Origin of the sequence: Streptococcus mitis (genome assembly GCF_002096845.1) — a bacterium.
Lineage (GTDB): Bacteria > Bacillota > Bacilli > Lactobacillales > Streptococcaceae > Streptococcus > Streptococcus mitis_A.
The window spans coordinates 17,489-43,291 of record NZ_NCVK01000001.1 but is presented as its reverse complement, the minus strand read 5'-3'; the positions used below and the strand labels follow the sequence as shown (position 1 = coordinate 43,291).

General features: G+C 40.9%; 39 protein-coding genes. 2 read left to right on the top strand and 37 right to left on the bottom strand.

All coding sequences use genetic code 11. The annotated features are described in order from the left end of the window. Positions 1 to 12: 12 nt before the first annotated feature. Positions 13 to 1,104: an ABC transporter ATP-binding protein gene (locus tag B7695_RS00300; RefSeq protein WP_023939666.1), complete on the top strand. Its 1,092-nt coding sequence runs from the start codon at positions 13 to 15 to the stop codon at positions 1,102 to 1,104. After that, complete coding sequence (locus B7695_RS00295) at positions 1,094 to 2,752, top strand: ABC transporter permease (protein WP_084889264.1); 1,659 nt, start codon at positions 1,094 to 1,096, stop codon at positions 2,750 to 2,752. The genes B7695_RS00300 and B7695_RS00295 overlap by 11 nt, the downstream gene beginning before the upstream one ends. A 102-nt stretch (positions 2,753 to 2,854) precedes the next feature. Here the strand turns inward: B7695_RS00295 and B7695_RS00290 are convergent, their stop codons facing one another. The 37 genes from B7695_RS00290 to B7695_RS00100 form a co-directional block, all read right to left on the bottom strand. Further along, the gene (locus tag B7695_RS00290) at positions 2,855 to 3,547 is read right to left on the bottom strand and encodes a histidine phosphatase family protein (RefSeq protein ID WP_084889263.1); all 693 of its coding nucleotides are present in this window, start codon (positions 3,545 to 3,547) and stop codon (positions 2,855 to 2,857) included. Between the two features lie 244 nt (positions 3,548 to 3,791). Continuing rightward, a complete protein-coding gene (locus tag B7695_RS00285; protein WP_050203665.1) occupies positions 3,792 to 5,129 on the bottom strand; it encodes a PFL family protein in 1,338 nt (445 codons plus the stop codon). Between the two features lie 9 nt (positions 5,130 to 5,138). Beyond that, entirely contained in the window at positions 5,139 to 5,405 is a 267-nt protein-coding gene (locus tag B7695_RS00280) for an ACT domain-containing protein (RefSeq protein WP_000644124.1), read from the bottom strand. 265 nt (positions 5,406 to 5,670) lie between these two features. Beyond that, positions 5,671 to 6,057 (bottom strand): 50S ribosomal protein L17, encoded by a 387-nt coding sequence (rplQ, locus tag B7695_RS00275; protein WP_084889262.1) that lies wholly within the window; start codon positions 6,055 to 6,057, stop codon positions 5,671 to 5,673. Between the two features lie 11 nt (positions 6,058 to 6,068). Next, entirely contained in the window at positions 6,069 to 7,004 is a 936-nt protein-coding gene (locus tag B7695_RS00270) for a DNA-directed RNA polymerase subunit alpha (RefSeq protein WP_000568999.1), read from the bottom strand. Positions 7,005 to 7,046: 42 nt separating this feature from the next. Beyond that, positions 7,047 to 7,430: a 30S ribosomal protein S11 gene (gene rpsK, locus B7695_RS00265; protein WP_001118385.1), complete on the bottom strand. Its 384-nt coding sequence runs from the start codon at positions 7,428 to 7,430 to the stop codon at positions 7,047 to 7,049. 17 nt (positions 7,431 to 7,447) lie between these two features. Continuing rightward, positions 7,448 to 7,813 carry a 30S ribosomal protein S13 gene (rpsM, locus tag B7695_RS00260; RefSeq protein ID WP_000090781.1) on the bottom strand — a complete coding sequence of 122 codons (366 nt, stop codon included), beginning with the start codon at positions 7,811 to 7,813 and terminating at the stop codon, positions 7,448 to 7,450. Positions 7,814 to 7,830: 17 nt separating this feature from the next. Further along, entirely contained in the window at positions 7,831 to 7,947 is a 117-nt protein-coding gene (rpmJ, locus tag B7695_RS00255; protein WP_001808836.1) for a 50S ribosomal protein L36, read from the bottom strand. Between the two features lie 24 nt (positions 7,948 to 7,971). Further along, positions 7,972 to 8,190: a translation initiation factor IF-1 gene (gene infA / locus B7695_RS00250; RefSeq protein WP_001029883.1), complete on the bottom strand. Its 219-nt coding sequence runs from the start codon at positions 8,188 to 8,190 to the stop codon at positions 7,972 to 7,974. Positions 8,191 to 8,306: 116 nt separating this feature from the next. After that, positions 8,307 to 8,945, bottom strand: coding sequence for an adenylate kinase (locus B7695_RS00245; RefSeq protein ID WP_001050436.1), 639 nt, complete (start codon positions 8,943 to 8,945; stop codon positions 8,307 to 8,309). Positions 8,946 to 9,095: 150 nt separating this feature from the next. After that, on the bottom strand, positions 9,096 to 10,406 hold the full coding sequence (gene secY / locus B7695_RS00240) for a preprotein translocase subunit SecY (RefSeq protein WP_084889261.1): 1,311 nt from the start codon (positions 10,404 to 10,406) through the stop codon (positions 9,096 to 9,098). A gap of 12 nt (positions 10,407 to 10,418) precedes the next feature. Continuing rightward, a complete protein-coding gene (gene rplO, locus B7695_RS00235; protein ID WP_084889260.1) occupies positions 10,419 to 10,859 on the bottom strand; it encodes a 50S ribosomal protein L15 in 441 nt (146 codons plus the stop codon). Positions 10,860 to 11,003: 144 nt separating this feature from the next. Continuing rightward, positions 11,004 to 11,186, bottom strand: a complete 183-nt coding sequence (rpmD, locus tag B7695_RS00230) for a 50S ribosomal protein L30 (RefSeq protein WP_000057241.1) — start codon at positions 11,184 to 11,186, stop codon at positions 11,004 to 11,006. 13 nt (positions 11,187 to 11,199) lie between these two features. After that, the gene (gene rpsE, locus B7695_RS00225; RefSeq protein ID WP_000874202.1) at positions 11,200 to 11,694 is read right to left on the bottom strand and encodes a 30S ribosomal protein S5; all 495 of its coding nucleotides are present in this window, start codon (positions 11,692 to 11,694) and stop codon (positions 11,200 to 11,202) included. 17 nt (positions 11,695 to 11,711) lie between these two features. Beyond that, entirely contained in the window at positions 11,712 to 12,068 is a 357-nt protein-coding gene (gene rplR, locus B7695_RS00220; RefSeq protein ID WP_000624044.1) for a 50S ribosomal protein L18, read from the bottom strand. Positions 12,069 to 12,151: 83 nt separating this feature from the next. Then, the gene (gene rplF / locus B7695_RS00215; protein WP_000086622.1) at positions 12,152 to 12,688 is read right to left on the bottom strand and encodes a 50S ribosomal protein L6; all 537 of its coding nucleotides are present in this window, start codon (positions 12,686 to 12,688) and stop codon (positions 12,152 to 12,154) included. A 225-nt stretch (positions 12,689 to 12,913) separates the two neighbouring features. Beyond that, positions 12,914 to 13,312 carry a 30S ribosomal protein S8 gene (gene rpsH / locus B7695_RS00210; RefSeq protein WP_000245504.1) on the bottom strand — a complete coding sequence of 133 codons (399 nt, stop codon included), beginning with the start codon at positions 13,310 to 13,312 and terminating at the stop codon, positions 12,914 to 12,916. Between the two features lie 180 nt (positions 13,313 to 13,492). Then, a complete protein-coding gene (locus B7695_RS00205; RefSeq protein WP_001085697.1) occupies positions 13,493 to 13,678 on the bottom strand; it encodes a type Z 30S ribosomal protein S14 in 186 nt (61 codons plus the stop codon). A gap of 17 nt (positions 13,679 to 13,695) precedes the next feature. Continuing rightward, entirely contained in the window at positions 13,696 to 14,238 is a 543-nt protein-coding gene (rplE, locus tag B7695_RS00200; protein ID WP_000013542.1) for a 50S ribosomal protein L5, read from the bottom strand. Between the two features lie 23 nt (positions 14,239 to 14,261). Continuing rightward, positions 14,262 to 14,567: a 50S ribosomal protein L24 gene (gene rplX / locus B7695_RS00195; protein ID WP_000497691.1), complete on the bottom strand. Its 306-nt coding sequence runs from the start codon at positions 14,565 to 14,567 to the stop codon at positions 14,262 to 14,264. A gap of 78 nt (positions 14,568 to 14,645) precedes the next feature. After that, the gene (rplN, locus tag B7695_RS00190) at positions 14,646 to 15,014 is read right to left on the bottom strand and encodes a 50S ribosomal protein L14 (RefSeq protein WP_000616545.1); all 369 of its coding nucleotides are present in this window, start codon (positions 15,012 to 15,014) and stop codon (positions 14,646 to 14,648) included. A 25-nt stretch (positions 15,015 to 15,039) separates the two neighbouring features. After that, positions 15,040 to 15,300 (bottom strand): 30S ribosomal protein S17, encoded by a 261-nt coding sequence (rpsQ, locus tag B7695_RS00185; RefSeq protein WP_000440801.1) that lies wholly within the window; start codon positions 15,298 to 15,300, stop codon positions 15,040 to 15,042. Positions 15,301 to 15,324: 24 nt separating this feature from the next. Next, on the bottom strand, positions 15,325 to 15,531 hold the full coding sequence (gene rpmC / locus B7695_RS00180; protein ID WP_000772918.1) for a 50S ribosomal protein L29: 207 nt from the start codon (positions 15,529 to 15,531) through the stop codon (positions 15,325 to 15,327). A gap of 9 nt (positions 15,532 to 15,540) precedes the next feature. After that, on the bottom strand, positions 15,541 to 15,954 hold the full coding sequence (gene rplP / locus B7695_RS00175; protein ID WP_000960946.1) for a 50S ribosomal protein L16: 414 nt from the start codon (positions 15,952 to 15,954) through the stop codon (positions 15,541 to 15,543). Positions 15,955 to 15,957: 3 nt separating this feature from the next. Then, the gene (rpsC, locus tag B7695_RS00170; protein WP_000529936.1) at positions 15,958 to 16,611 is read right to left on the bottom strand and encodes a 30S ribosomal protein S3; all 654 of its coding nucleotides are present in this window, start codon (positions 16,609 to 16,611) and stop codon (positions 15,958 to 15,960) included. Positions 16,612 to 16,623: 12 nt separating this feature from the next. Next, complete coding sequence (gene rplV / locus B7695_RS00165; protein ID WP_000818137.1) at positions 16,624 to 16,968, bottom strand: 50S ribosomal protein L22; 345 nt, start codon at positions 16,966 to 16,968, stop codon at positions 16,624 to 16,626. Positions 16,969 to 16,979: 11 nt separating this feature from the next. Beyond that, positions 16,980 to 17,261 (bottom strand): 30S ribosomal protein S19, encoded by a 282-nt coding sequence (gene rpsS, locus B7695_RS00160; RefSeq protein ID WP_000533766.1) that lies wholly within the window; start codon positions 17,259 to 17,261, stop codon positions 16,980 to 16,982. Positions 17,262 to 17,364: 103 nt separating this feature from the next. Next, positions 17,365 to 18,198: a 50S ribosomal protein L2 gene (rplB, locus tag B7695_RS00155; protein ID WP_084889259.1), complete on the bottom strand. Its 834-nt coding sequence runs from the start codon at positions 18,196 to 18,198 to the stop codon at positions 17,365 to 17,367. A 17-nt stretch (positions 18,199 to 18,215) separates the two neighbouring features. Continuing rightward, positions 18,216 to 18,512: a 50S ribosomal protein L23 gene (locus tag B7695_RS00150; protein WP_001055347.1), complete on the bottom strand. Its 297-nt coding sequence runs from the start codon at positions 18,510 to 18,512 to the stop codon at positions 18,216 to 18,218. Beyond that, complete coding sequence (gene rplD, locus B7695_RS00145) at positions 18,512 to 19,135, bottom strand: 50S ribosomal protein L4 (protein ID WP_000024547.1); 624 nt, start codon at positions 19,133 to 19,135, stop codon at positions 18,512 to 18,514. Before rplD ends, B7695_RS00150 begins: the two co-directional genes overlap by 1 nt. Before the next feature lie 24 nt (positions 19,136 to 19,159). Beyond that, complete coding sequence (gene rplC / locus B7695_RS00140; protein ID WP_000160197.1) at positions 19,160 to 19,786, bottom strand: 50S ribosomal protein L3; 627 nt, start codon at positions 19,784 to 19,786, stop codon at positions 19,160 to 19,162. A gap of 82 nt (positions 19,787 to 19,868) precedes the next feature. Beyond that, positions 19,869 to 20,177 (bottom strand): 30S ribosomal protein S10, encoded by a 309-nt coding sequence (gene rpsJ / locus B7695_RS00135; protein WP_001284513.1) that lies wholly within the window; start codon positions 20,175 to 20,177, stop codon positions 19,869 to 19,871. Positions 20,178 to 20,430: 253 nt separating this feature from the next. Continuing rightward, complete coding sequence (gene nrdG / locus B7695_RS00125; RefSeq protein WP_001064217.1) at positions 20,431 to 21,021, bottom strand: anaerobic ribonucleoside-triphosphate reductase activating protein; 591 nt, start codon at positions 21,019 to 21,021, stop codon at positions 20,431 to 20,433. Then, entirely contained in the window at positions 21,014 to 21,520 is a 507-nt protein-coding gene (locus B7695_RS00120) for a GNAT family N-acetyltransferase (RefSeq protein ID WP_084889257.1), read from the bottom strand. The genes nrdG and B7695_RS00120 overlap by 8 nt, the downstream gene beginning before the upstream one ends. Before the next feature lie 149 nt (positions 21,521 to 21,669). Continuing rightward, positions 21,670 to 21,810: a hypothetical protein gene (locus tag B7695_RS00110; protein ID WP_000521618.1), complete on the bottom strand. Its 141-nt coding sequence runs from the start codon at positions 21,808 to 21,810 to the stop codon at positions 21,670 to 21,672. Positions 21,811 to 21,821: 11 nt separating this feature from the next. Then, positions 21,822 to 24,029 (bottom strand): anaerobic ribonucleoside-triphosphate reductase, encoded by a 2,208-nt coding sequence (gene nrdD, locus B7695_RS00105; protein WP_192855693.1) that lies wholly within the window; start codon positions 24,027 to 24,029, stop codon positions 21,822 to 21,824. A gap of 119 nt (positions 24,030 to 24,148) precedes the next feature. Next, the gene (locus B7695_RS00100; protein ID WP_084889255.1) at positions 24,149 to 25,687 is read right to left on the bottom strand and encodes a damage-inducible protein CinA; all 1,539 of its coding nucleotides are present in this window, start codon (positions 25,685 to 25,687) and stop codon (positions 24,149 to 24,151) included. Positions 25,688 to 25,803: the final 116 nt, after the last annotated feature.

The following is a 25,803-nucleotide window of genomic DNA, read 5'->3' as shown; positions in this document are numbered from 1 at the left end:
AAGAGGTTCACTATGAGTGAGATCAAAATTATTAACGCCAAAAAAATCTACCACGATGTCCCTGTTATTGAGAATTTGAACATTACAATTCCAAAAGGAAGTCTCTTTACCCTTCTTGGACCTTCAGGATGTGGAAAAACGACTCTTCTTCGTATGATTGCAGGTTTCAACAGTATCGAAGGTGGAGAATTTTACTTCGATGATACAAAAATCAATAATATGGAACCCAGCAAACGCAATATCGGGATGGTTTTCCAAAACTACGCTATTTTCCCACATTTGACTGTCCGAGACAATGTTGCTTTTGGTCTTAAGCAAAAGAAAGTTCCAAAAGAAGAATTGATTCAACAAACCAATAAATATCTTGAACTCATGCAAATTGCTCAATATGCAGACCGAAAGCCCGATAAACTCAGTGGTGGACAACAACAACGTGTCGCCTTGGCACGTGCCTTAGCGGTTAATCCAAGTGTTCTCCTCATGGACGAGCCACTTAGTAATCTGGATGCCAAACTTCGCTTGGATATGCGTCAAGCCATTCGAGAAATACAACACGAAGTGGGAATTACAACCGTCTATGTGACCCACGACCAAGAAGAAGCCATGGCGATTTCAGACCAAATTGCTGTTATGAAAGATGGGGTCATTCAACAAATCGGCCGACCAAAAGAACTCTATCATAAACCAGCTAATGAGTTTGTGGCAACCTTTATCGGACGCACAAATATTATTCCTGCCACTCTTGAAAAACGGAGCGACGGCGCTTATATCGTCTTTTCAGATGGCTATGCTCTTCGAATGCCAGCTCTTGATCAGGCTGAGGCACAAGCTATTCATGTAAGCATTCGTCCTGAAGAGTTTATCAAAGATGAATCTGGAGATATTGAAGGAACTATTAGCGATAGCGTCTATCTTGGACTAAATACTGAATATTTCATCGAGACAGGCTTTGCCTCAAAAATTCAAGTTAGTGAAGAATCAACTTTTGAAGAAGATCTACAAAAAGGCGATCGTATTCGTCTACGAATCAATACTCAAAAATTAAACGTCTTTTCTGCAGATGGTTCACAAAACCTGATAAAAGGAGTCAACCATGGAACGTAAAAAACTAAATATTTGGACAGCCTCCTCTTTCTTCATCTTTCTTACCTATCTTGTCTTTCTCGTTTATCCTATCGTTACCGTGCTCAAGCAAGCACTCATACATGAAGGACAATTCTCACTAGCTAATTTTGTCACTTTCTTTAGTAAAGCCTACTATTCTGAAACACTTGTCAACAGTTTCAAGGTTTCCATTACTGCTACTGTCACTTCCTTAGTCGTAGGAACCTTATTAGCTTATCTCTTCTCTATGTATGACTTCAAGGGAAAGAAATTTCTACAAATATTAATTATCATTGCTTCCATGTCAGCTCCTTTTGTGGGAGCCTACTCCTGGATTCTCTTACTGGGACGAAATGGGGTCATCACTAAATTTCTGACAAATTCCCTTCATCTTCCAGCTATCGATATTTATGGATTCAAAGGAATTGTACTTGTCTTTACACTGCAACTATTCCCACTGGTATTTCTCTACGTTGCTGGGACAATGAAGAGTATTGACAATTCTCTACTTGAAGCTGCTGAAAGCATGGGTTCCTTCGGATTTAAGCGTATCGTAACGGTTGTTTTGCCTCTCCTAGTTCCAACCTTACTAGCAGCTGCCTTGCTTGTATTTATGAGAGCATTCTCAGACTTTGGAACGCCTATGTTGATTGGTGAAGGATATCGGACTTTCCCCGTCTTGATTTATACCCAATTCATTAGCGAGGTTGGAGGAAATTCTGCTTTTGCATCTGCTTTAGCAATTATGGCGATTATCATTGCCTTGGCAATCTTCCTTATCCAAAAATACATTTCAAACCGCTACAGTTTCAGCATGAATTCGCTCCATCCAATTGAGCCTAAAAAAACCACAAAAGGAAAAATGGTTGCCATTTATGCAACAGTCTACGGAATTATCTTGTTCTCTGTTCTACCTCAAGTCTACTTGATTTATACTTCTTTCCTAAAAACATCAGGTATGGTATTTGTCAAAGGTTATTCTCTAAACAGTTACAAGGTAGCTTTCAATCGTATGGGGTCTGCTATTTTCAATACCATTCGTATCCCTTTGATTGCCTTAGTCCTAGTTGTCCTATTCGCAACATTTATCTCCTACCTAGCCGTTAGAAAACGGAATTTGTTTACAAACTTGATTGACAGCCTCAGTATGGTCCCTTATATTGTACCAGGAACCGTTCTAGGGATTGCCTTCATTTCTTCCTTCAATACTGGTCTATTTGGAAGTGGATTTCTTATGATTACAGGAACTGCTTTCATCTTGATCATGTCCCTATCTGTCAGAAGATTACCTTATACTATTCGCTCATCTGTTGCTAGCTTGCAACAAATAGCACCAAGTATTGAAGAAGCCGCTGAAAGCTTAGGAAGTAGCCGTCTCAATACCTTTGCCAAGATTACAACTCCAATGATGCTATCTGGTATTATTTCTGGAGCCATCCTATCTTGGGTCACAATGATTTCAGAACTCTCTACTTCTATCCTCCTCTACAATGTCAAAACAAGAACAATGACTGTAGCCATTTATACAGAGGTTCTCAGAGGGAATTACGGTGTAGCCGCAGCCTTGTCAACTATCCTGACTGTTCTAACAGTAGGTTCCTTGCTCTTGTTTATGAAAATCTCTAAAAGCAATAGCATTACACTTTAGTTTCCCCCATCAAAAACAGCCGAAGAGATTACCCTCGGCTGTTTTTTCTTATCTTGATATTCTTATCAAATCCCTAGTTCAGAGCAAGCAAGTCTAGACTGATTAAATAGAGTCTTTTCCCATCTTCTCACGTCCTAGTTCTCGGTAACTACGATCGCCGACAACTTCAACGCTAAACTGGCCGTCCTCATATTCAAGGATCGTCACGCTACCATTATCGAGACCATGCGGATGCATGCCATTAATCAGATAAACAATGGTTCCGATGGTCATTCCGTGACTGACAACAAGGGCGTTGCCTCCACCCTGCTCTTCCATTTCTTTAGCAATCGCTTCAAAACCTTCCTTAATTCGGCCACTGAGTTTTTCCCAGCCTTCAGCCCAACCAGCTGTATCAACCTCTACCAAACCCTCAGCCAGTTCAGCATAAGACAATTGGTGAACATGGTCCACATTAAAGATACGAGGAATAATGCCCATGAAAAGATCGCCATCGTAGGCCCCATCAAAACTACCAAAACACCATTCTCTGATACGCTTGTCCATGCGATAAGGGATTTTCCCCTGCAGACCAAGTTCTTCAAGGATGATTCCCATTGTCTGAATGGTGCGACCAGAATCACTCGAATAAGCACGCTCAAACTGTAGACCAGATTCCCGCAAGCCGATTCCTAATTCTTGAATTCCTCGCTCACCTTCAGCTGTTAAGGGAGTATCACTCCAACCTTGCGCGCGACCAATCGTGTTAAACATAGTCTTTCCATGACGTACCAAATACAATCGTACTTTTACCATTTTCCGTCCTCCGTTTGCTTCTATTATATCATGGATGATAAAACAAAAGCCACCCATACAGGCGACTTTTGCAGGAGATTATTATGAAAAAGTTTAGGAGTTCTATTAAATAAAGATATTAGATGAAAATCAAATTCAAACTAAATCAGAGTTATCTGTTTCAAATAATATTAGGAGGTCTTTATTTAATGATTATAGTATACACATCCAACCTTAAATAGAACTTAAAATTTCTCCTAATTTCTTAATTTTTAAAACTATGGATTGGTGCTGGGATTTGTCCTCCACGAGAGATGAAATCAACAGACGAAGCCCCATTGACTTTCATAACAGGTGCAGTTCCTAATAAGCCACCAAACTCAATCATATCGCCTTCTTTTCCTTTTGGAATGATACGAACAGCTGTTGTTTTCATGTTAATGACACCAATTGCAGCTTCATCTGCAATCATAGCCGCAATGGTTTCAGCAGGAGTATCTTCTGGGATGGCAATCATATCCAAACCAACGGAACAGATAGCCGTCATAGCTTCTAGTTTTTCCAGATTAAGAGAGCCATTTTGCACTGCAGCAATCATTCCTTCATCCTCTGAAACAGGGATAAAGGCACCAGACAAACCACCAACTTGGTTGCAGGCCATAACTCCGCCCTTCTTAACTTGGTCATTCAAGAGAGCCAAGGCAGCCGTCGTCCCATGCGTACCAACTGTTTCTAGCCCCATTTCTTCAAGGACACGTGCAACAGAATCTCCAACCGCAGGAGTTGGCGCCAAACTCAAGTCCACAATACCAAACTCCACACCCAGTCTCTCACTGGCCATTTGACCAACCAATTGACCGATACGAGTGATTTTAAAGGCAGTTTTCTTGACTGTTTCGGCTACTACATCAAAGCTCTGTCCACGAACTTTTTCCAAGGCACGTTTCACCACACCAGGACCGGAAACTCCGACATTGATGATAACATCTGCTTCCCCAACACCATGGAAGGCACCCGCCATAAATGGATTGTCCTCAACAGCATTAGCGAATACAACCAACTTAGCTGCCCCCATATCAGATAGAGTTGCCGTTTCCTTGATAACTCGTCCCATATCTGCGACAGCCGTCATATTGATACCAGACTTGGTTGAGCCGATATTAACTGACGAGCAGACCTTGTCCGTTTCAGCCAAAGCGCGCGGAATAGAATTGATGAGAATCTCATCTCCCTTTTGATAACCTTTTTGAACCAAAGCAGAAAAACCACCAATAAAGTCCACTCCAATCTCTTTCGCAGCCTTATCAAGCGCTTTTGCCAAAACTACATAGTCTGTTGCATCTGTCGCTGCTCCAATCAAAGAGATAGGAGTCACCGATACACGTTTATTAACGATTGGAATTCCCAATTCAGCTGCAATTTCATCGCCAACAGCCACTAAATTAGCCGCCTTGGTCGTAATCTTTTGATAAATTTTCTCCGCAGCACGATTGATATCTGGATCGATACAGTCCAAAAGAGAAATTCCCATTGTAATTGTTCTGATATCGAAGTTTTGTTCTTCAATCATGGCAATTGTTTCAGTAACTTGTCTAATATCCATGATTACCTCCTAGATATTATACATAGCTTCGAAAATCGCAGCACTCTGAATATTGATTTTCACATTCAAAGTTTGCCCAAAAGCTTCAAACTCATTTCGCAGATAAGTAAAATCTTGCTTTTCATCGCTAGAGACGACAGCCATCATCGTAAAATATTCATCCAAAACAGTTTGAGAGATATCGTCTATGTTCAAACCCAATTCTGCAATTTTCCCTGAAACACCTGCAACAATTCCAGATTTATCTTTACCAACAACAGTTATAATCGCTTTCATAAGCAAACTCCAATTCTTCTTTTAATTAGGAAACCTGAACATTAAACAGGATTCTTTTCAAATAGTATAGCATAATTCTAACTAAAATACTCAAAAACGCCTGCTTACGAAGTTGTTCTTAAGAAAAAAACAATTTCGTAAACAAGCGTCTACTATCTCAACTTATGATGAGTGTTCCCGCTAGGACCGAGATCCTAGCGGTAGACCAGAGCTAGACTAAGAGCACAAGACTCCATCATCATAACACTCAACAAAATTGATGATTTTATACTAATTCGATGATCGCCATTGGCGCTGCATCACCACGACGTGGTTCAGTCTTAAGGATACGAGTGTATCCACCGTTACGTTCAGCATAACGAGGTGCGATTTCTGAGAACAATTTTTGAAGTGCTGTAGTAGAAGTGTACTTATCAGCTGCTTCATCATAGTTTTCAGATGCGATTTCATTACGTACGAAAGCAGCTGCTTGACGACGTGCATGCAAATCACCACGTTTACCTAGAGTAATCATTTTTTCAACAGTTTTACGGATTTCTTTAGCACGAGCTTCAGTTGTCACGATTGATTCGTTGATCAAAAGGTCAGTTGTCAAATCGCGAAGCATTGCTTTACGTTGTGAGCTAGTGCGTCCTAGTTTACGGTAAGCCATGTATTCCTCCTTTATTTATCTTTTAATCCAAGACCCAAATCAATGAGTTTGAGTTTCACTTCTTCCAAACTCTTGCGTCCAAGATTTCTTACTTTCATCATCTCTGCTTCAGATTTTTCTGTCAAGTCATGCACAGTATTGATACCGGCACGTTTCAAACAGTTGTATGAACGCACAGACAAGTCCAGTTCCTCAATCGTACGATCCAAAATACGGTCGTCAGATTCAGTGTCAGCTTCTTTCATCACTTCAGTTGACTTAGCAATCTCAGTAAGATTTGTAAACAAATCAAGATGTTCTGTCAAAATACGTGCTGAAAGCCCTAAAGCATCTTCTGGAATAATTGTTCCATTAGTCAAGATTTCAAGGGTTAATTTGTCGAAACCATCATTGCTACCTACACGAGCAGGTTCAACTTGATAGTTGACTTTTGTAACTGGTGTATAAATAGAATCTACAGCAAGTGTTCCAACTGGTGCATTATCTTTTTTATTCTCATCAGCAGGTACATATCCACGACCACTGTTAACAGTCATTGTCGCTTTTAGAGAAGAACCTTCACCGATTGTAAAGAGATAATGATCTGGATTTACAATTTCAATATCGCTATCTGTCAAAATGTCTCCAGCTGTCACTTCAGCAGGACCTTCGACATCTAGTTCGATGATTTTTTCGTCTTCAACGTACGATTTCACTGCAATTCCTTTAATGTTCAAAATGATTTGCATCACATCTTCACGAACACCTGGAACTGTGTCAAACTCATGCAAGACACCTTCAATGTTGATAGATGTCACTGCAGCTCCTGGCAAAGAAGCTAAAAGTACACGACGAAGAGAGTTACCAAGTGTTGTACCGTAACCACGTTCAAGTGGTTCGACTACAAACTTGCCATAATCTTTATTTTCATCAATTTTTGTTATATTTGGTTTTTCAAACTCGATCATTTAGTTACTCCCTCTTAAACGAAAAGCAGTGTAATGCGATGATTATACACGGCGACGTTTTGGAGGACGAGCACCATTGTGTGGCACTGGAGTCACATCACGAATTGCTGTTACTTCAAGACCAGCGGCAGCAAGCGCACGAATAGCTGACTCACGACCAGAACCTGGACCTTTTACAGTAACTTCAACTGATTTAAGACCGTGTTCTTGTGCAGATTTAGCAGCAGCTTCAGAAGCCATTTGAGCAGCGAATGGTGTAGATTTACGAGAACCTTTGAAACCAAGAGCACCAGCTGATGACCAAGCAATTGCATTACCATGCACATCAGTAATCATAACAATAGTGTTATTAAATGTAGCGTGAATATGAGCAATACCAGATTCGATATTCTTTTTCACACGACGTTTACGTGTTGGTTTAGCCAAGACTTTTACCTCCTATATTATTTTTTCTTACCAGCGATCGCAACAGCTTTACCTTTACGAGTGCGAGCGTTGTTTTTAGTGTTTTGTCCACGGACAGGAAGTCCACGACGGTGACGGATACCACGGTATGAACCGATTTCCATCAAACGTTTGATGTTCAAGTTTACTTCACGACGAAGGTCACCTTCAACTTTGATTGCATCCACTTCACGACGGATAGCATCTTCTTGATCTGATGTAAGATCACGTACACGAACATCTTCTGAGATTCCAGCAGCAGCCAAAATTTTCTTAGATGTTGCAAGTCCGATACCATAAACATAAGTCAATGAGATTACTACGCGTTTGTCATTTGGAATGTCAACTCCAGCAATACGAGCCATGTTTTCTCCTTTCTATCTTATCCTTGACGTTGTTTGTGTTTTGGATTTGCTGGGCAAATTACCATAACACGACCATTACGACGAATAACTTTACAGTATTCGCAAATTGGTTTGACCGATGGTCTTACTTTCATTTCTTATCCCTCCAAGTTTTTCGATTATTTAAAGCGGTAAGTGATACGTCCACGTGTCAAGTCATATGGACTCATTTCGACAGTAACACGATCTCCCGCTAAAATACGAATATAGTTTTTACGAATTTTACCAGAAACTGTTGCTAAAATCTGATGTCCATTTTCAAGTTCAACCGTAAACATTGCATTCGGCATTGTATCAACTACTTTGCCTTCAACTTCAATCACATCGTCTTTTGCCACGCAAAAGCACCTCCATAAATTTCGATTCGATGCCTCTAGACACAGAGACAACAATTATAAGTCAGACTATCTCAGTATAACATTTGTAGCTGATTTTTGCAAGTGTGAAAAGCGCTTTATTTCAAATTTGTCAATACTTTTTCGATATCTGAGAAGACATCATTGATATCTTGATTACCTTCGATGTCATGAACCAAACCTTTGGCACGGTAGTGAGCAATGATTGGTTCTCCTTGAGCAATATTCACATCCAAACGACGTTTCACTGTCTCAGGCTTATCATCTTCACGTTGGTAGTAATCTTCTTCTTTATAGTCAACTGGTGGGTTAAAGACCTTGTGGAAAGTTTCTCCAGTTACGCGGTGGATGATACGGCCACTCAAACGTTCTAAGAGGCTGTCTGGATTCACTTCAATGTTGATAACACCTTCTAGTTCGATGCCAAGTTCAGCCAATGTTTTGTCCAAGGCATGAGCTTGTTCAATTGTTCGTGGGTAACCATCCAACAAGAATCCTGTCTCTTTAATATCATCTTGTGAAAGACGTTCTTTTACGATTCCATTTGTAACTTCATCAGGAACCAATTCACCCTTGTCAATATATGACTTAGCAAGAACACCCATTTCAGTTTGATTTGCCATTGCAGCGCGGAACATATCACCAGTTGAGATATGTGCAACATGGAATTGTTCTACGATTTTTGCTGCTTGAGTTCCCTTACCTGCACCAGGTAAGCCCATAATCAAAAGATTCATGATTTAATCTCCTTATTTTATTTTTAAATAGAAGCAAAAAATCTTTTCACCCCTATTTAAAAACAAAATAGAAGAGGGGAGACCAAACTCTCACAAATGTTAGAGTTTAAACCTCCACTCCCTCAGTATTTACCAATTCAGTAAATACTCTTATTCTGTTCTGTCCATGAAACCAACATACTTACGTTTCAATAGGTAACCTTCCAATTGTTTGATTCCTTCAATACCTGTAGAGATAATGATCAAAAGACTAGTTCCTCCAAAAGCAACTGCTTCTGAAAGTCCGAAAACATCCTTTGCTACAATCGGTAAAATGGAAATCACACCAAGGAAGAGGGAACCAACAGTTGCAAGACGACGAAGAAGTTTAGACATATATTCTTCTGTACCTTTACCAGGACGAACTCCATGGATATAGGCACCGCTCTTTTGTAGGTTCTCTGCCGCTTTTTCAGGATTAATCTGCACAAACGTATAGAAGAATGTAAAGAGAATAATCAACAAAGCATACATAGCAATACCTGTTGGTGAAGTTGTTGCCAGCATTTCTTGTGCTGTTCTTACCCAAGTCCAATCATGACCTGTAGCGCTTAAAAACTGTAGAATAGCTGCTGGCGCCGCAGTAATCGAACTTGCAAAGATAACAGGGATAACTCCAGCAGGGTTTACTTTCAAAGGAAGGTAAGAGCTAGATGGAGCGCCTTGTGCAACCTTAGTATATTGGATTGGAATTTTGTATTCTGCTTGTTGAACATAAGTTGTAAAGTATATAATCAACAATACAGTAATAATCAAAATGATTACGAAAATGATAGATGAGCTGATACGGCTACTTGGGACGTTCACAAAGTAGTCCACATAGATGCCTTGAATCATCTCTGGAATTGAGGCAACAATCCCGGCAAAGATAATCATAGAAACACCATTTCCGTATCCCTTATCTGTAATTTGCTCTCCCAACCAAGTCACAATCATGCTACCAGCTGTTAAGATGATACCAATCATGATAAAGACTTGTGGAGTAAGAGCTGTTTTCAACAATTGAGCTCCAGCCAAAGTATTAAAACCAGCTGTAATCCCGATAGATTGCACAAAGGCTAGAACAAGAGCAATATAACGAGTAGCTTGATTTAATTTTCTTCTACCTACTTCCCCTTGTTTACCCCACTCTACAAATTTGGGTAAAATATCCATTTGCAAGAGTTGGACAACGATAGAGGCCGTAATGTAGGGGCTAACACCAAGAGCAAAAACTGAGAAGTTTTTCATGGCATTCCCTGAGACCAAGCTCAACATGTTTAAGAAGGATAATCCACTTAAAGCATTCAAGCTATTGGCATTCACACCAGGAACTGTAATACTAGTTCCGATACGAAAGACCAAAACGATAAAAATTGTAAATAAAATTTTTGATCGAACCTGCTTGACTTTAAGAGCTTCTCTTAATAATTTAAAAAACATAGGTCACCTCTCTTAGATGACTTCTACTGAACCACCTTTAGCAGTGATAGCTTCTTCAGCTGATTTAGAGAATTTAGCTGCTTTCACAGTCAATTTCTTAGTCAACTCACCGTTACCAAGAATTTTAATACCTGATTTTTCAGCTTTAACAATTCCTGCTTCGATAAGAACAACTGGAGTAACTTCAGAACCATCTTCAAAGACGTTCAATTGGTCAAGGTTCACAATTGCGTATTCTTTAGCGTTGATGTTAGTGAATCCACGTTTTGGAAGACGACGGAACAATGGAGTTTGTCCACCTTCAAAACCAAGGCGAACTCCGCCACCGCTACGAGCTTTTTGACCTTTTTGACCACGACCAGATGTTTTACCGTTACCTGATGAAGTACCACGACCAACGCGGTTACGTACTTTACGAGAACCTTCTGCAGGTTTCAATTCATGAAGTTTCATTTTTATTTTCTCCTCTTTTGTAAAATGCTAGCGCCGATAAGGGAGAAAAGGTTGTCTCCCCCATCAACTCGCCTATACGACGTCATCATAGATGACTATATCTAGTTTTAGGGGATGGTATAGTGCACATCCCCTAAAAATTCATTAGTTTACTTCTTCAACTGTTACCAAGTGAGATACTGCAGTGATCATACCACGGATAGCAGCGTTATCTTCTTTAATAACAGAGCTGTTCAATTTGCCAAGTCCAAGTGCTACAACAGTTTTACGTTGTGATGGAATGCGTCCGATTGGAGACTTAGTCAAAGTAATTTTAATTTGAGCCATTTTATCCCCTTTCTTATGCCAAATCAGAAACTGAAATACCACGAAGGGCAGCAACTTCTTCAGCGCGTTTCAATTGTTTCAAACCTTCAACAGTTGCACGAACAATGTTGATTGGAGTGTTAGAACCAAGTGATTTAGATGTAATATCTGCCACACCTGCCAATTCCACAACGGCACGAACTGCACCACCAGCGGCAACTCCAGAACCTTCTACAGCAGGTTTCAACAATACTTTAGCTCCACCGAATTCTGAAAGAACTTCGTGTGGGATTGTTGTTCCAACCATAGGAACTTCGATCAAGTTTTTCTTAGCATCATCTACTGCTTTACGGATTGCTTCTGGAACTTCTTGAGCTTTACCAGTACCAAATCCTACGCGACCGTTGTGGTCACCAACAACAACAAGAGCTGCGAAACGAAGACGACGTCCACCTTTAACAACTTTTGTAACACGGTTAACAGCAACTACGCGTTCTTCTAATTCAACTGCATTGTCTTTAAATGCCATTTTCTAGTGTCCTCCTATTAGAATTTCAATCCGTTTTCACGAGCTGCATCAGCCAAAGCTTTCACACGTCCGTGATATAGATATCCACCGCGGTCGAACACCACTTCTGAAATACCTTTAGCGTTTGCACGTTCTGCAACGAGTTTACCGACAGCAACGGCTTGTTCAGTTTTAGTTCCTTTTGAAACTTCTTTATCAAGAGTTGAAGCACTTGCGAGCGTTACACCCGCTACGTCATCAATCACTTGAGCGTAGATGCCTGTATTAGAACGGAATACGTTCAAACGTGGGCGATCAGCAGTTCCAGAGAGTTTTCCGCGAACGCGACGGTGGCGTTTTTGGCGGAGTTTGTTTTTATCTGGTTTTGAAATCACAGTTTTCACCTCTTTAGTTTTAAATCGTGTGCTATGCACAAAGTTGGAAAATAGGTTGGTGGTTGAGAATCAACCACTCAACATTATTTACCTGTTTTACCTTCTTTACGGCGAACAAATTCACCAACGTAACGGATACCTTTACCTTTATATGGTTCTGGTGAACGAAGGCTACGTACGTAAGCAGCTGTTTGACCAACTACTTCTTTTGAAATTCCGCTAACAACGATTGTTGTTGGGTTTGGAAGTTCAAAAGTAATTCCTTCTGGAGCTTCAACTTCGTCTGGATGAGATTTACCAACAGCCAAAACAAGTTTAGATCCTTGAAGTTGTGCACGGTAACCAACCCCGCGCATTTCAAGTTCTTTCTTGAATCCTTCTGATACACCAACAACCATGTTGTTCAAAAGGGCACGAGTAGTTCCGTGAATAGTTTTCATTTCTTTTGAATCGTTTGGACGGTGAAGAGTTACTTCAGTACCTTCCACACGGATTTCAATATCTTTTGAGAACTCACGAGTAAGTTCTCCTTTAGGTCCTTTTACAGTTACAAGGTTGTCATTGTTAGTGATTTCAACACCAGCAGGCAACACGATAACTTTATTACCAATACGTGACATGTTTATTTTCTCCTGTTAAATTGTCAGGCCAGAATGGCCAGTTTTCACGGGGTTCAGATACTTATTTAGTTCAAGAGCTGAACTGAACACGCTCTAACGAGCTTTGTATCTTGATTTGAGTTCGAGCTAAGAATTTGGTAAAAAAGATAAGTTTGTCTTGAAGCATCGCTCCTGCTACAAACCTCCTATTTTCACTGCATTCTTTTAACGCTCTCACATCATCAATTACCAAACGTAAGCGATAACTTCTCCACCAACATTCTTTTGGCGTGCTTCTTTATCAGTAAGCAAACCTTCAGAAGTTGAAAGGATAGCAATTCCAAGTCCGTTAAGAACTTTTGGAAGGTCTTCACGTTTTTTGTAGACACGAAGTCCTGGTTTAGAAACACGTTTTAAGTTAGTGATAACTTTTTCACCGTTTGGTCCGTATTTAAGGAATACACGGATGATGCCTTGTTTGTCATCTTCGATGATTTCAACGTTTTTTACAAAACCTTCGCGTTTAAGGATTTCAGCAATCCCTTTTTTGATGTTTGATGCAGGTACTTCAAGTACTTCGTGTTTAGCTTGGTTAGCGTTACGAATACGAGTTAGGAAGTCTGCGATTGGGTCAGTCATAACCATTTTGTTTTTCTCCTCTTACTAGTAGTTTGCAAGTTGCACTTGCTAGTTAATGATTGAGCTAGGCTCAGAATATGTTTCTAGGTTTCAATTCCTAAGTGAGTCTAGGCATCTGCTTGCAGGCATAACTTGAGTTAGGCAAAAGCAGATAACGACGAATCACGACGGGATTGAAAGCTAGAATTACCAAGATGCTTTTGTTACACCAGGGATTTGTCCTTTGTAAGCTAATTCACGGAAGCAAACACGGCAAAGTTTAAATTTGCGGTAAACTGAATGTGGACGACCACATTTTTCACAACGAGTATAAGCTTGAGTAGAGAACTTCGCTGGACGTTTGTTCTTAGCAATCATTGATTTTTTAGCCATTAGATTTACCTCCTATATTATTTTGCAAAAGGCATTCCAAGGCCTGTAAGCAATGCACGTGACTCTTCGTCAGTGTTAGCAGTTGTTACGATAACGATGTCAAGACCACGAGTTTTGTCAACGTCATCGAAGTTGATTTCTGGGAAGATCAATTGTTCTTTCACACCAAGTGTGTAGTTTCCGCGTCCGTCAAATGATTTTGTTGGAACACCGTGGAAGTCACGTACACGTGGAAGTGAAACTGAAACCAATTTATCCAAGAATTCGTACATACGTTCACCACGAAGGGTAACTTTTGCACCGATCGCAACACCTTCACGAAGACGGAAGCCGGCGATTGATTTTTTAGCTTTAGTGATAAGTGGTTTTTGACCTGAGATAAGTGCCAATTCTTCAGCAGCTTTTTCAAGGCTTTTAGCGTTTGATACAGCTTCACCAACACCCATGTTCAAAACGATCTTATCTACTTTAGGCACAGCCATCACTGATGAGTAGTTGAATTGTTCTGTCAAAGCAGGAACTACTTCATTAAGATATTTTTCTTTTAAACGATTTGCCATTATACTTCTCCTTTCCTTCGTGATTAATCAAGCACTTCGCCTGATTTTTTGTTGTAGCGAACTTTTTTACCGTCTACAAATTTGTAACCAACACGACCAGCTACACCATTTTTGTCCAAAACTTGAACGTTTGATACGTGGATAGCTGCTTCTTTCTCGATGATACCACCTTGAGGAAGCTCGTTAGTTGGACGTTGGTGTTTCTTAACGATGTTAACACCTTCAACGATAACTTTGTTTACTTTTGGAAGGGCAGTAAGGACAACAGCTTCTGTTCCCTTATCTTTACCAGCGATTACGCGAACTTTGTCGCCTTTTTTTACAAACATTAGGTTTCTCCTTGATTTTTCTTACGCCCATAAGGGCACCCTGGAGGTAAATCCAGGGGACTAGTTTGTTTCTAAAAATTAAAGTACTTCTGGAGCAAGTGACACGATCTTCATGAAGCCACCTTCACGCAATTCACGTGCAACTGGGCCAAAGATACGTGTTCCGCGAGGAGTTTTATCTTCACGGATGATAACTGCTGCGTTTTCGTCAAATTTGATGTATGAACCATCAGCACGACGAGCACCTGATTTAGTACGAACGATAACTGCTTTAACAACGTCACCTTTTTTAACCGCACCACCAGGAGTAGCTTGTTTTACAGATGCCACGATAACATCACCGATGTTTGCAAATTTACGTCCTGAACCACCAAGAACTTTGATAGTCAAGATTTCGCGAGCACCGCTGTTGTCTGCGACTTTCAAACGAGTTTCTGTTTGAATCATTTCAGTTTTCTCCTTTCAGGTTTGATTAGATGATGACCGCTTCTTCAACAACTTCTACAAGACGGAAACGTTTTGTAGCTGAAAGCGGGCGAGTTTCCATGATACGTACGATATCGCCTTCTTTGGCAACATTGTTTTCATCATGAGCTTTGTATTTTTTAGAGTAGTTAATACGTTTACCATAGACTGGGTGGTTACGTTTTGTTTCAACTACAACTGTGATTGTCTTGTCCATTTTGTCAGATACAACACGTCCAACAAGAACTTTACGATTATTGCGTTCCATTGAAATTTCTCCTTCCCTAGTCTATTATTTCGCTTCAGATTGAACTGTTTTGATACGAGCGATTTGTTTTTTAACTTCTTTCAAGCGAGCTGTTTGTTCCAATTGACCAGTAGCAGCTTGGAAACGAAGTTCAAACAATTCTTTTTTCAATTCGTTTTCGCGCTTCGCGAGTTCTTCTTGAGAAAGACCACGAAGTTCTTTAACAAATTCTTTTACTTCATTAAGTTTCATGCCTTCTCCTTATTCTGCTTCACGTTTTACGAATTTACATTTAACTGGCAATTTGTGGCTAGCAAGACGAAGCGCTTCGCGAGCGATCTCTTCAGATACACCAGCGATTTCGAACATCACTTTACCACGTTTAACTGGTGCTACCCAACCTTCAGGTGCCCCTTTACCAGATCCCATACGCACACCGATAGCTTTAGCAGTGTATGATTTGTGTGGGAAGATTTTAATCCAAACTTTACCACCACGTTTCATGTAACGAGTCATGGCGATACGAGCAGCTTCGATTTGGCGGTTAGTGATCCAGTGGCTAGTTGTAGCTTGAAGACCGTATTCACCGAATGCTACTTCTTTTCCACCTTTTGCTTCACCGCGCATTTTTCCACGGAATTCACGACGGTGTTTAACACGTTTAGGTACTAACATTGGTTATTTACCTCCTTTAGTGTTTTTGCGAGCTGGAAGAACTTCACCACGGTAGATCCATACTTTAACACCGAGTTTACCGTATGTAGTATCTGCTTCTTCCCAAGCGTAATCGATATCTGCACGAAGTGTGTGAAGTGGAACAGTTCCTTCAGAGTATCCTTCAGCACGGGCGATATCTGCACCGTTCAAACGACCTGATACTTGAGTTTTGATTCCTTTAGCTCCAGCACGCATTGCACGTTGGATTGCTTGTTTTTGTGCACGACGGAAAGCAACACGTTGCTCCAATTGACGAGCAATACCTTCACCTACAAGGTGAGCATCCAAATCAGGTTGTTTGATTTCGATGATGTTGATGTGTACTTGTTTTCCAGTCAATTTGTTAAGTTTTGCACGGAGTGCATCAACGTTAGCACCACCTTTACCGATTACCATACCTGGTTTAGCAGTGTGAAGTGAAACGTTAACTTTGTTTACTGCGCGTTCGATTTCGATAGTTGAAACTGCTGCGTCAGCAAGTTCTTTTTGAACGAATTTACGGATTGCAAGATCTTCATGAAGGTAATCCGCGTATTCTTTTTCAGCATACCATTTGGCATCCCAATCACGGATGATGCCGACACGCATACCAATTGGATGTACTTTTTGACCCACGATTTTACCTCCTTATTTTTCTGCAACAGCTACAGTGATGTGAGCTGTACGTTTGTTGATTGGTGAAGCTGAACCTTTCGCACGTGGACGGAAACGTTTCATAGTTGGTCCTTCGTTTGCGAATGCTTCAGATACTACCAAGTTAGCTTTATCCAAACCAAAGTTGTTTTCAGCGTTAGCTACAGCTGAGTTCAAAACTTTCAAGATGATTTCAGCAGCTTTGTTTGGAGTGAATGTCAAGATTGCGATTGCATCGGCTACGCTTTTACCACGGATGTTATCAAGAACAAGACGTGATTTACGAGGTGAAACACGTACTGTACGAGCCATTGCTTTAGCTGAAGTAATTTCTGCCATTTATGTTCTCCTTATTTTCTACGTGTTTTCTTGTCGTCTGCAGCGTGACCTTTGTAAGTACGAGTTGGTGCAAATTCACCAAGTTTGTGACCTACCATGTCTTCTTGGATGTAAACAGGTACGTGTTTACGTCCGTCATAAACTGCAATAGTGTAACCAATGAAACTTGGGAAGATCGTTGAACGACGTGACCAAGTTTTAATAACTTTTTTCTTTTCGTCGTTAGCTTGAGCTTCAACTTTTTTCATCAAATGCTCATCGACGAAAGGTCCTTTTTTAAGACTGCGTCCCATTTTTATATTTTCTCCTTTAAATGTTGTACCACAGCGGCTTGCGCTCACATGGAGCGCTACCGAGCTGGCGGATTTACTAGTTTCTTAAGCGACTAGTTTAATATTATTTCTCGTTGCGACGACGAACGATAAGTTTGTCAGATTTCGCTTTCTTGTTACGAGTTTTAAGACCAAGAGCAGGTTTGCCCCATGGAGTAGATGGTGCTTTACGACCAACTGGTGCTTTACCTTCACCACCACCGTGTGGGTGATCGTTAGGGTTCATTACAGAACCACGAACTGTTGGGCGGATACCTTTCCAACGGCTACGTCCTGCTTTACCAAGGTTTACAAGTCCGTGTTGTTCGTTTCCGACAACACCAACTGTAGCACGGCAAGTTCCTAGAATCATACGAACTTCGCCTGATTGAAGACGAACAAGAACGTATTTACCTTCAGAACCCAATACTTGAGCAGATGCACCAGCAGCACGTACCAATTCACCACCACGACCTGGTTTCAACTCGATGTTGTGGATCAAAGTACCAACTGGGATGTTAGCAAGTGGAAGAGCGTTTCCGACTTTGATATCTGCTTCTGGGCCTGAAATGATACGTTGACCTACTTCAAGACCTTTTGGAGCGATGATGTATGCTTTCACACCGTCAGTGTAGTGTACAAGAGCGATGTTTGCAGAACGGTTTGGATCGTACTCGATTGTTTTAACAACTGCTTCAACGTTGTCTTTGTTACGTTTGAAGTCAACCAAACGGTAGAAACGTTTGTGTCCACCACCTTGGTGACGAACTGTGATACGACCGTTGTTGTTACGACCAGCCTTGCTCTTCAATGCAACAAGCAATGATTTTTCAGGAGTGCTTGTTGTGATTTCAGCGAAATCCAAAGAAGTCATATTACGGCGACCGTTTGTTGTTGGTTTATAAACACGAATTCCCACGATATTTCCTCCTTAGATTATTCAGCTTCAGCAGCAAACAACTCGATTGCTTTAGAATCAGCTGTAAGTGTGATGATAGCTTTTTTAGTTTTGTTAGTAAAACCAGTGTAACGTCCAACACGTTTAGCTTTTGGTTTTACGTTGATTGTGTTAACGTTGGCAACTTTAACACCTTCGAAAGCAGCTTCAACAGCTTGCTTGATCAAAAGTTTGTGTGCACGAGTGTCAACTTCAAATACATATTTTCCTGCTTCAAGTTGAGCCATTGAGCTTTCAGTGATGACAGGTTTTTTGATAACATCATACAAATTCATTATGCAAGAACCTCCTCGATTTTAGAGATAGCTGCTTGAGTAACAAGAAGTTTGTCACTATTTGCGATGTCAAGAACACTTGCAGTTGTAGCAGTCGCAACTTTCACGTTTGGAAGGTTACGAGCTGAGAGAGCTGCGAATTCGTTTCCTTCTTCAAGAATAACAAGGACTTTAGAATCGATGCTCAAAGCTGCAAGAACTTTTGCAAATTCAGCAGTTTTTGGAGCTGTAAATTCAAGAGAATCAACGGCTACAAATTTATTTTCAGCAACTTTTTCTGAGTAAACAGATTTAAGCGCAAGGCGACGAACTTTTTGAGGAAGTTTGTACGCATAGCTACGTGGAGTTGGTCCGAAGACGATTCCACCACCACGCCATTGTGGAGAGCGGATAGAACCTTGACGAGCACGTCCAGTTCCTTTTTGACGCCATGGTTTGCGTCCGCCACCTGAAACAGCTGAGCGGTTTTTAACTGCGTGAGTTCCTTGACGAAGGCTAGCACGTTGGCTGATGATCACATCAAACACAACAGATTCATTTGGTTCGATACCAAAGATTGCATCATTAAGAACAACTTCGCCCGCTTGTTTACCAGTTTGGTCGAATAATGTTACATTTGCCATTTTGACTGTATTCCCCTTTCCTTATTATTTACCAGCTTTAACTGCTGATTTGATAGTGATAAGAGATTTCTTAGCACCTGGTACGTTACCTTTGATAAGGATAACGTTCTTTTCTGGAACAACTTGTACAACTTCAAGGTTTTGAATTGTTACACGGTCGCCACCCATACGTCCTGCAAGGTTTTTACCTTTGAATACGCGGTTAGGTGCAACAGGTCCCATAGAACCTGGACGACGGTGGTAACGAGAACCGTGAGCCATTGGTCCACGTGATTGTCCGTGGCGTTTGATAACACCTTGGAAACCTTTACCTTTAGAAGTACCAGTTACGTCAACAACGTCTCCAGCTGCGAATGTTTCAACTGTGATTTCAGCACCAACTTCCAAGCCTTCAACGTTTTTGAATTCACGAATGAAGCGCTTAGGAGCCGTGTTAGCTTTCGCTACATGTCCTTTAGCAGGTTTGTTGCTCAATACTTCGCGTTTGTCATCGAAACCAACTTGGATAGCGTTGTATCCGTCTGTTTCAACAGTTTTAACTTGAAGAACAACGTTTGGAGTTGCTTCAATAACTGTTACAGGGATCAATTCGCCAGCTTCAGTGAAGATTTGAGTCATTCCCACTTTTTTCCCTAAGATTCCTTTTGTCATGAGAAAATAGTTCCTTTTCTATATTTTTTATTCAAAAAGTTTTTAACGAGCGTTTTTTATGCTCAAGGTATCAAGCTTTAGATTAAAGTTTGATTTCTACGTTTACACCACTTGGAAGATCCAATTTCATCAAAGCATCAACTGTTTTTTGAGTTGGGTTAACGATATCGATCAAACGTTTGTGTGTACGCATTTCAAATTGTTCGCGAGAGTCTTTATATTTGTGAGTCGCACGAATGATTGTGTAGAGGCTACGTTCAGTTGGAAGTGGGATTGGACCCGCAACTTGTGCACCTGTACGAGTAGCTGATTCTACGATTTTTGCAGCCGCTGTGTCAAGCGTACGGTGTTCGTAAGCTTTCAAACGGATACGGATTTTTTTGTTTGCCATCTTTTTCTCCTTTTCGTCTATTTAAGATAATAGGCTAGCTCCACAAGAAAACCGACGCGGTGTTGCGTGGCAATGCAACCGAGCGTGTCGCAACCTCTTGCATCAAAGCTAAAGCTGTAATTTACAGCACCATAATAGAATAACACAAAGTCCCTGCGATTGCAAGGGATTTGTTGCTGTTTTTTAAAATTTTTAACATGAAAATGTTTTCTTTTTTGGCGGGTCATTTATTTAAGTATTTTATGGAAGAAAGTTACTCTCTCTTCACCTGTTCATAGCTTTCTTTTCCGTCATTAAGCTTATCCCAAATCACTACTTGCCCACTTTTGAGAGATTTTTGCACATCAATAATTCGTTGGTTGGACGATCCTCGAAACTGAAGCATGAGATTTCTCTTAGTTCGATCGTATCGTCCATCGACAAGAATGTCAATCAGTGATAAGAGTTCCAGTTTATCTGGAGTTTCCAACATCATTTCTTCCCATGTATAGCCGGTCCAAGACCAGATATCTTTATCTGGTAATTCCTTCCGAATCCGCTTAACGAGTGGCAAGAGAATACCCGTATTAAGAAAGGGCTCACCTCCCAGCAAGGTCAAGCCTTGAACATAGGGTTGGGCAAGGTCTGCCATGATTTGTTCTTCTAATTCTGCTGTATAGGGAATGCCAGCATTGAAAGACCAAGTGGCAACATTATAACATCCCTCGCAGTGAAACATGCAGCCTGATACATAGAGGGAGTTCCGCACACCTTCTCCATCCACAAAGTTAAAGGCCTTGTAGTCAATGATACGGCCTTGACTTAGCTCCTCACTTTTCCATTCTTGTGGTTTTGGATTATTCATTCGCTACCTCTATCCAATAACGTTCGACTCCATTACGAACATCCTCAATGAGACCTCCATTTGCTAGTATGACTGCTCTGCTAGCAGGATTATTCACGCTACAGGTCACCAGAGCTTTCTTGATGTTCTTTTCCTTAGCAACTTGCAAGCCCTGACGGAGAGTTTCCTTAGCATAACCCTTGCCTCTTTCTGATGGACGAATGGAGTAGCCAATATGGCCAGCATAGTTCAGTAACCCCTCATTCAGTCTCAACCGCAGATTCAAAAATCCTAGAGCACGACCTACATCATCAAATGATACAAATTGAATAGAAGGAACACGATTTTCAGGCAAGTTTATTCCCATTTCTTTATCCTGATTACTATTCAACCATTCCTCATAAGAAAAATTTTCTGTATCCCAGAAACCACCGTCGTGAGGTGACTGGGACCGTTCAAACTCTGCCATCATCTCTAAAACTGTTTCTTTATCTGCTAATCTTGGTCTGCGTAGTTCCATCCTTACCTCCCACTAAGAGAAAAGCGAGAGCTGACTCTCATACTCTTCGAAAATCAAATTCAAACCACGTCAGCGTCGCCTTACCGTACTCAAGTACAGCCTGCGGCTAGCTTCCTAGTTTGCTCTTTGATTTTCATTGAGTATCACTTTTATTTTTTCTTATTCTTGTTTAAAAATTGTTCTCTGAGGTTGAGCAAACGTTCTTTTTTACCAGCTCCACCTTTAGAGTGTTTCTCGTGATAACGGGTCACTTGTGCGCGCCCCTTATCATCTAATTGATATTTTCCCATTTCAGTTCTTTCTAATTTGTTACTTGATGGCCAGCTATTTTAATCGTTGAACCATTCATATGTTTGACACGCGCAGCGATTTCCTTGTGACGTCCATTAACCATCGGACGCGCTTGAGGATTGCCTAGGTAGCCACAAGTCCGTTTAACAACGTCTACTGTTTTAGGGTCGCTATTGCCACAGTTTGGACAAGCAAATCCTCTCTCAGTTGGTTCAAAATCCCCTTCAAAGTCACACTTGTAGCAACGGTCAATCGGAGTATTGGTGCCTAGATAGCCTACACGGTCATAAGCATAATCCCAAACAGCTTCCAGAGCCTTTGGATTTTGCTGAAGGACTGGATACTCACAATAATGGATGAAACCACCTGACGCACCTGCTTCCGGATAGACTTTCTCAAAGTCTAATTTTTCAAACGGTGTTGGATTCTTACGAACATCGTAGTGGAAAGAGTTGGTGTAGTATTCCTTATCTGTAATATCAGGAATAGAACCAAACTTCTCTGTATCTAGTCGGCAGAAACGATCTGTCAAACTTTCAGATGGTGTTGAGTAGATAGAGAAATGATAGCCATATTGATCTGACCACTCTTCTACACGGCGTTTCATATCGCGAATGATATCTAGCGTGAATTCCTTGGCATCTGGATTGCTTTCCCAGCTGTTACCAAAGAAAACAGTCGCTACTTCATACAAACCGATATAGCCTAGTGAAACTGTCGCACGACGATTCTTAAAGAGCTGGTCAACACTTTCTTCCTTACCTAGACGATGGCCAAAAGCACCGTACTGATAGAGGATAGGAGCATTGGCTGGTGTCGCCTCTTTAGTGCGTTCGACACGATAAACCAAAGCATCTTCCGCGATATTCATACGCTCGTTGAAGATTTCCCAGAACTTATTCATATCACCTTCAGACTCGAGAGCAATACGAGGCAAGTTAACCGTCACAACGCCTAGATTCATCCGACCCGAATTGACTTCTACACCATTCTCATCCTTCCATCCTTGGAGGAACGAACGGCAGCCCATAGGAACCTTGAAAGAACCTGTCAAGTCAACAATCTTATCATAGGACAAAACATCTGGGTACATCCGCTTGGTTGCACACTCGAGGGCCAACTGTTTGATGTCGTAGTTGGGAGTCCCTTCTTCCAAGTTAAGACCTCTTTTAAGCGTAAAGATGAGCTTAGGGAAGATGGCTGTACGATGCTCCGAACCAAGACCCTTTATCCGAATACTCAAAATAGCTTTTTGAATTTCACGCTCAAAACGATTGGTTCCTAGACCAAAACCTAGTGAAGTAAAGGGCGTTTGGCCATTTGAAGTGAAGAGAGTATTGATTTCATACTCAAGAGATTGCATGGCATCATAAATGTCCTTTTGCGTTTTCTTCCAAGCGTAATCTTCCCGTTTTTCAGGCAAAACCCATTCTTCCGCATCTTTGAGGTGTTTTTGGTAATTCTTCTCTGCATAAGGCGCCAAGACTTCATCGATACGGTCAGCTGAACAGCCTCCATACTGGCTAGAAGCAACGTTGGCAATGATTTGGGAAATCTGAGCTGTCGCAGTCTGGATAGACTTAGGACTTTCTACCTCTGCATTTCCAATCTTAAATCCATTTTCCAACATCCCCTTGAAATCAATCAAACAGCAGTTGGTCATAGGTGTATAGGGACTGTAGTCCAAATCGTGATAGTGGATATCCCCTTTTTGGTGGGCATTGGCTACGTGCTTAGGAAGCATTTGCAGTCCGATTGATTTTCCAACGATGCCCGCTGTCAAATCACGCTGGGTATTAAAAACATCACTGTCTTTATTAGCATTTTCATTGACAACTGCCTGATCTTTGTTAAGAAGCTTATGTATACTAAAGTTGATATCTGTCGCTTTTGAGCGCTCAAAATCCCTTTGTGTCCGATAAGTAATATACTCCTCAGCCAGCGCATATTCTTTGGCTTCAAGGAGTTCATGTTCTACGATATTTTGAATTTCGTAAATCTTAACCCCATGTGGAAAGCGACTATGAATTTCTGTGACAATTCGCTCGGTCAGAGCATTTAGGCGCTTTTCAACCAAGGGTGTCACATCCATAACCTTGTCAGCCGCCTTGTGGAGAGCCTTGTCAATCTTGTCCACATCAAATACAACACGTCTCCCATCTCGTTTTTCAACGAAGAGAGTTGGCAAAATTGTAATTTTTTCTTCTAGTGCAATCATATGCATGCTCTTTTCTAAAATGTTCTTTCTAAAAAGTATTATACCACTCTAAAAAGAAAAATCAATATCTTGTGTTAAAAATCCTAAAATTTTTAAAAATACACAAGATATTGATTTGGTTATTTGATTTTATAGACTTTAAACTCTGAGTAATCAGTCTTTACTGGTTGGTAATTTTCTTTCAAGATTGTTTCCACTTCAGACCAGACTGGCACCTTATCGTTCACCACAATCACCTTAGGTTGTTTTTCTTTCAAGTCATTGAGTAGCTTATTCCGATTTTCCTCAGTTGCTGTATAGTGCAACGGGGACAAAATAGCCGATGGCGACAAGCGCTCACTCTTACGATAAAGAGTTGCAGTATCATCCCATGCATAGATAGAATCTTCCGTACTTGTCTCCTCTTTCACCAAATCAGCAAGACGATCACGTTCTTGATAAGGTACTGGATAAAGAACAAACCTCATCAAAAAAGGAATAGCCAAAAGATATAACAAAGTTAAAATCGGGAGGTAAAGATTTCCTTTAGTATAGCGATGCCAGAGACTAACAGGCTCTTCTCTGCGTCTTCTTCTAACGCTACGACCACTCTGTTGCCCCTTGATATTGGACACTAAAAGCAGAAGAAAGACAGGGAAAATGAGCATCAAACGGGATGCATGTAGAGGATCCTGTGTAAAGAAAATCACTACCAAACCTAAAATCAGGAATAGACTCGCAGGCACTGAGACGACATATAGTTTAGAGGATTTAGATTGAAAGAGACCTAAAAAGACAAAAACCAAAACTCCCATTCCCAGAGCCAACAACCCATAAAACAAAACATTTTCTAACAATACCGAAACAGAAGTCAAACGAATGGAATGAATTGGATACAAAATTCCATTAATCGCATCCTCAAAACTTCCTGTTGCAACACTATAGTAGGCAGTTGGATAAAAGACCAGTGAGAAACCTAAAGCCACTGCAAAAAACTGATAAAATCCATGCACAAAACGTCTATGCCCAAGGTTAAAGACCAACAAGCCCAAACTCACTACAGCAATAAACAGGAGCGATGCCAAGGGAGCAAAGAAAAATCCTCCCGCCAAAGCCAGCCCAATCCGTACAAATCCCTTATCATGGTTTGGATTACTTAGATAAGCCGCAACTAAACTAAAGGCCGCGAATAAGAAGGGAAGCGCTAAAAGAGTCGCATAACCTCCACCAAAGGCAAGACCTGTAACCAGCATGTAAAAAATAGTCACCACTTGTCCAGCTTGATCTCCTTGCTCTGTCAAGGTGTCCGCCGATCGAAAGAGGAAAAATCCTCCTGCTACCAAGGCTAACCCCTCAAAAATGGGAAAGAAAAATCCGCCCTGAGTCACGTAAGTCAGCAAATAATAAAGCAAACCTTGACTTCCATAATAGTCGCTGTAAATCTTCCCTGTCTGATGAAGCGCCCAACCTGCATAAAAATCCTGCACTTCCTGTGCACTCATTAAATCGAGTAATAGCGGTACTCCTAGAGTTATCCCCGTTACAAGCGTACTCCATAGTAAAATTTTTACCAGAGGAAGACGACTTGATTCACGATGATGCGATTCTTGTTCGATTTGGTATTCTAGAGGTTCACGATTCTCCTGATGAACTTCTTCTACTCTACCATACACACTCATATCGTTTCTCCTATTCCATTTATCTGTCATTTATCTGTCTTAGTATATCAAAAAGTCCTAGGATTGTCAGCTTGCGATGGGTGTTTGAATGATTTTTTGCATAGTTTCACAAAGGT